This is a genomic window from Rhizobium sp. R634, assembly GCF_002211305.1.
Classification (GTDB): domain Bacteria; phylum Pseudomonadota; class Alphaproteobacteria; order Rhizobiales; family Rhizobiaceae; genus Rhizobium.
The window spans coordinates 387,037-394,860 of the sequence record NZ_LOKW01000027.1; the positions used below are offsets into that span (position 1 = coordinate 387,037).

The 7,824-nt window shown below is 64.1% G+C and carries 6 protein-coding genes; 4 read left to right on the plus strand and 2 right to left on the minus strand.

Annotated elements, in window-relative coordinates; all coding sequences use genetic code 11:
* Positions 1 to 119: 119 nt before the first annotated feature.
* The 4 genes from ATY77_RS29285 (at position 120) to fhuB (ending at position 6,007) form a co-directional block, all read left to right on the plus strand.
* Positions 120 to 2,279: a TonB-dependent siderophore receptor gene (locus tag ATY77_RS29285; protein ID WP_088689968.1), complete on the plus strand. Its 2,160-nt coding sequence runs from the start codon at positions 120 to 122 to the stop codon at positions 2,277 to 2,279.
* Between the two features lie 94 nt (positions 2,280 to 2,373).
* Positions 2,374 to 3,153, plus strand: coding sequence for an ATP-binding cassette domain-containing protein (locus tag ATY77_RS29290; RefSeq protein ID WP_088689969.1), 780 nt, complete (start codon positions 2,374 to 2,376; stop codon positions 3,151 to 3,153).
* Positions 3,154 to 3,156: 3 nt separating this feature from the next.
* Positions 3,157 to 4,032, plus strand: coding sequence for an ABC transporter substrate-binding protein (locus ATY77_RS29295; protein WP_088689970.1), 876 nt, complete (start codon positions 3,157 to 3,159; stop codon positions 4,030 to 4,032).
* The gene (gene fhuB, locus ATY77_RS29300; protein WP_088689971.1) at positions 4,025 to 6,007 is read left to right on the plus strand and encodes a Fe(3+)-hydroxamate ABC transporter permease FhuB; all 1,983 of its coding nucleotides are present in this window, start codon (positions 4,025 to 4,027) and stop codon (positions 6,005 to 6,007) included. Before ATY77_RS29295 ends, fhuB begins: the two co-directional genes overlap by 8 nt.
* A gap of 10 nt (positions 6,008 to 6,017) precedes the next feature.
* On the opposite strand, the gene mmsB is transcribed toward fhuB, so the two are convergent.
* Both mmsB and ATY77_RS29310 read right to left on the minus strand, forming a co-directional pair.
* Positions 6,018 to 6,899 (minus strand): 3-hydroxyisobutyrate dehydrogenase, encoded by an 882-nt coding sequence (gene mmsB / locus ATY77_RS29305; protein WP_088689972.1) that lies wholly within the window; start codon positions 6,897 to 6,899, stop codon positions 6,018 to 6,020.
* 9 nt (positions 6,900 to 6,908) lie between these two features.
* A partial coding sequence (locus tag ATY77_RS29310; RefSeq protein ID WP_190237713.1) for a GMC oxidoreductase occupies positions 6,909 to 7,824 on the minus strand: 916 nt, incomplete at its 5' end.

Consider the following 7,824-nt stretch of genomic DNA (forward strand, 5'->3'; position numbering starts at 1 on the left):
AAAAACGTTCAATTTTCCCCGATTGCGACAAGCCCACCCGATAAAACTGAGTTAAGCACTCATCTTATTCAAAGTTTCGCCGCGCGTCAGCGTCGCGGCACGAGTGGGGTATATAAGACATGTGTGGGCAGACCAGGGGTCCCGTTTTCAAGGCAAGGTTGTTGGCAGGCGTTGCTATCGCCGGCCTGATGGCGGGTTCCGCCTCGGCACAGGACGCGACATCGACCGAACTCGAACCGATCGTCATTCAGGGCAACGGCGATACCGCGACCAGCCCTGTCAAAGGTTATGTTGCAAAGAATTCCTCCACCGGCTCAAAGAGCGACACGCCGCTCAACGAAATCCCGCAATCCGTCTCGGTGGTCGGCACCGAGGAAATGGACGATCGCGGCATCACCAACAAGATCGACGAGGCGCTGCTCTATACGCCAGGTGTCACCTCGCAGCCCTTTGGCAATGACGCCGACACCGACTGGTTCTATATCCGCGGCTTCGACGCCGGCCAGACCGGCGTCTTCTTCGACAATCTGACGCTTTTCAGTTACGGCTTCGGCGGCTTCCAGCTCGATCCTTTCATGCTGGAACGCGTCGAGGTGCTGAAGGGTCCCGCTTCCGTGCTTTATGGCGGCGCCAATCCAGGCGGCATCGTCAATCTCGTCCGCAAACGCCCGCTCGACGAGCCGCTCTTCTACACGGAGATCGGCATCAACAGCAACGGCAACGCCTTCACCGGCTTCGACGTCTCCGACAAGATCGGCTCCAGCGGAGCGATGAGCTACCGCATCACCGGCAAGGTTGCGGGCGGCGACAACTACTCTGATTTTTCTAAGGATTTCCGCGGCTTCATCATGCCGCAGCTGACGATTTCACCGGATGACGCCACAAGTCTCACGGTCTGGGGCAGCCTCGCCGGCCTCGATCAGGTGCATACCGGCAACGGCTTCTTCCCCTATGTCGGCACCGTCGAGGATGCCCCGTTCGGCAAGATCGACCGCGACGCCTTTTATGGCGAACCCGACCTCGACGATGGCAGCTATGTGCAGAAGATGATCGGTTACGAATTCGAGCATGAATTCGACAACGGCATCAAGTTTTCCCAGAATCTCCGCTACGGCCGGCTCGACAAGCATGAAATCGGTCCCTACCTGAACGGCTGGGTCGGCGGCGTTCCCACAGGCCCGGACTATCAGCTGGCGCGCATCGGTTTCGAGAGCCGCTCGGGCGTCGACACTTTTTCGATCGACAACCGGCTCGAAGGCGAAACCGACATCGGCGGCGCCACACACAATCTTCTCGTCGGCCTCGATTACACCTATTACCGTCTCGACAATTGGCAGGCCTGCTGCGGCTCCAATCCGATCAGCGCCACCGATCCCGTCTACGGCACGACGCAGGGCGCCAATTTCGTCTATGCCGACAATGTCATCACCAAGAACCAGATCGGCGTCTATGCCCAGGACCGCATCCATTTCGGTGACGGCTGGCTGCTGACGCTGAACGGCCGCTACGATTATGTCGACATCAATCAGGATGCTGTGATCGGCACGACCTACAGCACCAACGACAGCGCCGTCAGCGGACGCATCGGCCTTGCCTATGAATTCGACAACGGCCTGACGCCCTATGTCAGCGCCGCGACTTTCTTCAATCCGCTGATCGGCACCGGTGTATCCGGCGCTCTGAAGCCCGAGGAAGGCGAACAGTTCGAAGGCGGCATCAAATATGAGCCGAGCTCCATCGACGGCTCGCTGACCGCGTCGGTTTTCCACATCACCAAGCGCAACAACACGGTCACCAATCCAGCGACCTTCGCCCAGAGCCAGCTCGGCGAAGTCGTCTCGCGCGGCGCCGAACTGGAAGGCAAGGTCAACATCAACGAGAACTGGAAGGTTCTCGCTTCGCTTGCCTACACGGACATGGAAGTGACCGAGAACGAGGCCAACCCGGCCCTCGTCGGCAATTCACCCTATATCGTGCCGAAGGTGACCGCCTCCCTCTGGGTCGACTACACGCTGACGACGGGCGCCTTCGAAGGCATGAGCTTCGGCGCCGGCGTGCGCCATCAGGGCTGGTCTTGGGCCGATGAGGCCAATACCGAGAAAGTGCCGGCCGCGACCCTCGTCGATGCCGCGATCCGCTATGACAGGGAGGACTGGGGCGCCTCGCTCAATGTCACCAACCTCTTCGACAAGGAATATGTCAAGGGTTGCGGCGGCTTGACCGTCTGCGGTTACGGCGATGCCCGCACCGTCACCTTCAAGCTCAGCAGAAAGTGGTAAGTTGACAATCTGAGTTTAGTTTTGCAGGAACCTGCGGAGAAAGGGAGGGCTTGCCCTCCCGAACCCATTTGCAGCGCCGAATCTGGAGCAGACCATGCCTTCGCCTTTCCTTGCCCTGTCGGGAATCGACTATGCCATCGGGCCGAAAACCATTCTGTCCGGCATCGACCTGACGCTCGAGCGCGGCCGCATCTACGGGCTGGTCGGTCCGAACGGTTCCGGCAAGAGCACGCTGCTGAAGATCATCGCCCGGCAGATCGCCCCCAAATCCGGGGCCATCGCCTTCGGCGGCAAGCCGGCGGCCGACTGGGGCGCCCGGGAATTCGCCCGGCACGTCGCCTATATGCCGCAATTCACGCCGGCGACGGACGGGATGACGGTACGGGAGCTTATCGCCCTCGGACGTTTCCCTTGGCATGGCACGCTCGGCCGCTTCACGGCGACGGATCGCAAGATGGTCGAGGAGGCGATCACCCGCACCGAACTCGAGGATTTCGCCGATCGTCTCGCGGCCAACATGTCCGGCGGCGAGCGCCAGCGTGCCTGGATCGCCATGATGCTTGCCCAGGACGCCCGCTGCCTGCTGCTCGACGAGCCGACATCGGCGCTCGACCTCGCCCACCAGGCAAGCGTCCTCTCGCTGGTGCAGGAACTCAGCCACGAACGCGGGCTGACCGTCGTCATCGTGCTGCACGACATCAACCTCGCCGCGCGCTACTGCGACGCGATCGTCGCGCTCAACCGCGGCCGGATCACTGCCGAGGGCACGCCCACCGAGATCATGCAGGCCGACAAGCTGCGATCGATTTTCGGCGTCGGGATGGGCGTCTTCCCGCATCCGGTTCGAAACGAGCCGGTCAGCTATCTGTTGTAGGTCATGGCTTTTCTCTCCCGCAGGCAGTTTCTGGCCGGTGCGGCGGGCTTGCTCTCCGCCCCTGCGCCATTGCGGGCGGCGGAGAGCCTGCGCGTCGCAACGCTGGACTGGGCGCTGCTGGAAACCCTGCTGGCAATCGGCGCCAACGTCGTGGCGGCAACCGAGCTGCGGCAATTCCGCGAAGTGGCCGTTACGCCTGCAGTGCCGGCGACAACTGCCGATCTCGGCCTTCGCGGCACGCCGAATTTCGAGGTGCTGCGGCTTGCGCGGCCGGACCTGATCTTCAATTCGAACTTTTATGCCTGGGCGGACGATCGCATGCGTCCGATCGCGCCGGTCGAAAGCCACGCGATCTACAAGTCAGGCGAGAGTCCCTTCGCGCTGGCCGAACAGGTCACGCTGGCGATCGGCGAGCGCCTGCAGCTTCCCGCTGCCAAACGGCTGACCGAGCAGCTTTCAGCCCGGCTCGACCGTTACCGGTCTATTTTTGCCGCCGGTGACGGCCGTCCGGTGATCCCGATCAACCTCGGCGATGCCAGGCACTTCCGTGTCTTCGGCTCCGACAGCATGTTCGGCGAGGTGCTGAGGCGCGTCGGCCTCACCAATGCCTGGCAGGGTGCGACCAGCTATTCGGCAGCAGCGCCCGTCGGCATCGAGGCATTGGCGTCGATGCCCGATGCCTGGATCGTCATGATCGCCCCGCATCCGGCTGATGCGGTCGTCACCCTTTCGGCGAGCAGCTTCTGGAATGCCTTGCCGGCCGTGCGCGAAAAACGGGTGCTGACGCTTGGCGCGGTCAATCCCTATGGCGCGCTGCCGGCCGCCGGCCGCTTTGCCGATCTCCTGGCGGAGGGGCTTGCCCATGCATGGAATGGTTAGCCGCGTCCGGCCGGCACCAAGCGTCAACATGCCGGGCATGATACTCGTCATGCTCTGCACCGCTGCCTTTGTGCTCCTGATCGTGACGCGCCCGCAACTGCCACACGCGGATGCCGACGCAGCCGTGCTGAACGGCGCGCTGCTCTGGAGCGGCATCATGCCTCGCGCCGCGCTCGCCCTCATCGCCGGGGCCGCGCTCGGCCTTTCCGGCGCATTGCTGCAACGCGTGCTGCGCAACCCGATTGCCGATGCCTCCACGCTCGGCATTGCCTCCGGCGCCGAACTGGCGATGACGACGGCCATGAGCTTCTCGCCCCTGCTCATGGGATTGTCGCGCGAGATGACCGCTTTTGGCGGAGGTCTTGCGGCTGTCGCCCTCGTGCTGGCTTTGAGCTGGCGGCGCGGGCTCGATCCGGTGACCGTCGCGCTTTCCGGCATGATCGTCAGCCTGATCGCCTCGGCGCTCAGCGTCACGCTCATCCTGGCACGCGGCGAATATGCCATGTCGATCTATATCTGGGGCGCAGGCTCGCTCAGCCAGCAGGATTGGAACAGCGTGCTCTCGCTTGGCCCGCGGCTTGTCCTCGGCTTTGCAGCCGCTTTGCTGCTGGTGCGGCCGTTGCGGATCCTCGCGCTCGACGATAGCGGCGCGAGAAGCCTCGGCCTTGCCCTGCATTCGACCCGCTTGGCGATCGTCGCCCTTGCCGTCTGGCTTGCCGCCTCGGTGACATCGGAGGTCGGCATCATCGGCTTTCTCGGCCTCGCCGCCCCCGCGATCGCAAGATTTGCCGGCGCGCGCAGCACGGAAAGGCTGATGATCATGGCGCCGCTGACCGGCGCCGGCCTGCTCTTCCTGACCGATTGCCTGACCCAGATGCTCGGCCCGGGCTTTACCGATCTCGCCCCGACCGGAGCCGCCACCGCCCTCTTCGGCGGGCCGCTGCTGCTCTTGCTGCTGCCGCGCGTGCATTCCGTTTCGACCATTGCCGCCCAGTCTACCGTGGCCTTGAAAAGGCTCACGAAGCCGCTCCAAGCCCTTGCAGTGCTTTTCGTGGCACTCGCCCTGCTTTTCGCCGTGGTTCTGACCCTCGGCCTGGCCGATGACGGCTGGCATGTCGCGACCGGCGCGCTCTTGACCGACCTTCTGCCCTTCCGCCTGCCGCGGACGATCGTAGCAGCCGGCGCCGGCGCCATGCTGGCGGCCGCTGGCTTCATCATGCAGCGCATGACCGGCAATCCCATCGCCAGCCCCGAGGTGCTTGGCGTCAGCGGCGGCGCGGGAGCGGGCCTCACGATTGCGCTCTTCCTCTTCGGTTTCCCCTCGCCCGTCATCATGCTGCTGGCCATGGCGATCGGCGCGTTGGCGGCTTTCCTCGCGATGATCGCCGTTTCCGCCCGTGCGCAATTTTCGCCGGAGCGCATGCTGCTGGCCGGCGTCGGCATCGGCGCCTTCGCCATGGCGATCGTCACCATGGTGCTCGCCCAGGGCGATATGCGCGGCTATATCCTGCTCACCTGGCTGTCCGGTTCGACCAACCGCGCCGGCGCCTTCGAAGCCTGGACGGCGGTGATCTCGCTCGTCGTGCTGACCGCGCCTCTGCCTTTCCTCAGCCGCTGGCTGACGATGCTGCCGCTTGGCGCTGTCTCCAGCCGCGCCCTCGGTCTTCGCGTCGGTTCAAGCCGTCTTGTCCTCGCCATCCTCGCTGCGCTGATGACGGCGATCGCCTCGTTCCTCGTCGGACCGCTCAGTCTCACCGGCCTTATCGCACCGCATCTTGCGCGTCTCGCCGGTTTCCGCAGCCCGGGCCACCAGCTTGCGGCCAGCCTCATCTTCGGCGCCGGCGTGCTGACGGCGGCGGACTGGCTGGCGCGGGTCGTCATCTATCCCTACCAGGTGCCGGTCGGCCTCTTCGCCGCGCTGATCGGCGGCCCCTATCTCATCTGGCTGCTGTCGCGTTCGAGCGGGCGAGAGTAGCGAGCATCGTCTACTTCCTTTCGCGGAACATCTCGATGATGGCGGAGAAATCCCGTCCGCCATTGCCCTGCTTTTCGAAGAGCCCAAAAAGCTGGGCCGCTTCCGCGCCCATCGGCGTTGAGGCGCCGCTCGCCAGCGCCGCCTCCTGCGAAAGCCTGAGATCCTTCAGCATCAGTGCGGCGGCAAAACCCGGTTTGTAGTCATTATTCGCGGGCGAGGTCGGTACCGGCCCGGGCACCGGGCAATAGGTGTTGATCGACCAGCACTGGCCTGACGAGGTGGAGGCGACGTCGAACAGCGCCTGATGCGAGAGGCCGAGTTTTTCGGCGAGCACGAAAGCTTCGCAGACGCCAACCATCGATATGCCTAATATCATGTTGTTGCAGATCTTCGCCGCCTGGCCGGCGCCCGCCTCGCCGCAATGGACGATCTTCTTGCCCATGCCTTCGAGGATCGGTTTTGCCCTGGCGAAAGCTTCGTCCGAGCCGCCCGCCATGAAAGTGAGCGTGCCGGCGGCAGCCCCGCCCGTGCCGCCGGAGACGGGCGCGTCGAGCGACAGGCAGCCTGCGGCCCTGGCCATCTCATGCGCCTTGCGGCTGCTCTCGACATCGATGGTCGAGCAATCGATCACAAGCGTGCCCTGCGCCGCAGTCTGCAGGATATCGGTCCATGCCGTCAGCACGTGTTTGCCCTGCGGCAGCATCGATATGACGATCTCCGCATCCTTGACCGCCTGGCTGACATGGCTTGCCGGCTTGACGCCGCTCTCTTCGGCCGCCTTCAGCACCGAGGCCGCGAGATCGAAGCCGAGCACCTCGTGACCCGCCTTGACGAGGTTGGCCGCCATCGGCCCACCCATGTTGCCAAGCCCGATGAATGCGATCCTTGCCATGGTCTTCTCCTATCGGTTGTCTTCGAGGATCATCGCCGCCGCCTTTTCGGCGATCATGATCGTCGGCGAATTGGTGTTGCCCGAGGTGATCGACGGCATCACCGAGGCATCGGCGATCCTGAGCTTGCCGAGCGCCCTGAGTCTCAGCCGGGGATCGACGACGCTCTCCCGATCGGCGCCCATGCGGCAGGTACCGACGGGATGGAAGATCGTCGTGCCGATATCGCCCGCCGCCCGCGCCAGATCGGCCTCGGTCTGATAGTCGGGGCCGGGCTTGAATTCCTCCGGCCGGAACCTTGCGAAGGAAGGCTGCGCGACGATCTTGCGCGTCAACCTTATGGAACGGACAGCTATGTCACGATCGCGCTGCGTCGAGAGGTATTTCGGGCTGATCGTCGGCTGCGCGGCAAAATCCGGGCTCGACAAGTGCACCGAACCCCGGCTCTCCGGCCTCAGATTGCACACGCTCGCGGTGATCGCCGGGAAAGGATGGACGGGATCGCCGAACTTCTCCAGCGACACGGGCTGCACGTGATATTGCAGATCAGGTGTTTCCCGGTCCGGACCGGAGCGGGTGAAAATGCCGAGCTGGCTCGGCGCCATCGCCATCGGCCCGGAGCGGCGAACGAGATATTCGAGCCCGATCGCCGCCTTGCCGATCAGCTTCGTCGCCTTCTCGTTCAGCGTCGGAACGCCCGTCACCTTGTAGGCCAGACGCAGCTGTAGGTGATCCTGCAGGTTCTCGCCGACGCCCTTCACCTCCGTGACGACATCGACACCCGCCTGCCGCAGCACCTCGCCTTTGCCGATGCCTGAGAGCTCAAGGATGTGCGGCGAACCGATCGCACCGGCGGACAGGACGGTTTCCCGGGCAGCATAGGCGCGTTTGGCCACGCCATTATGCTGGAACTCGACGCCGGCGACG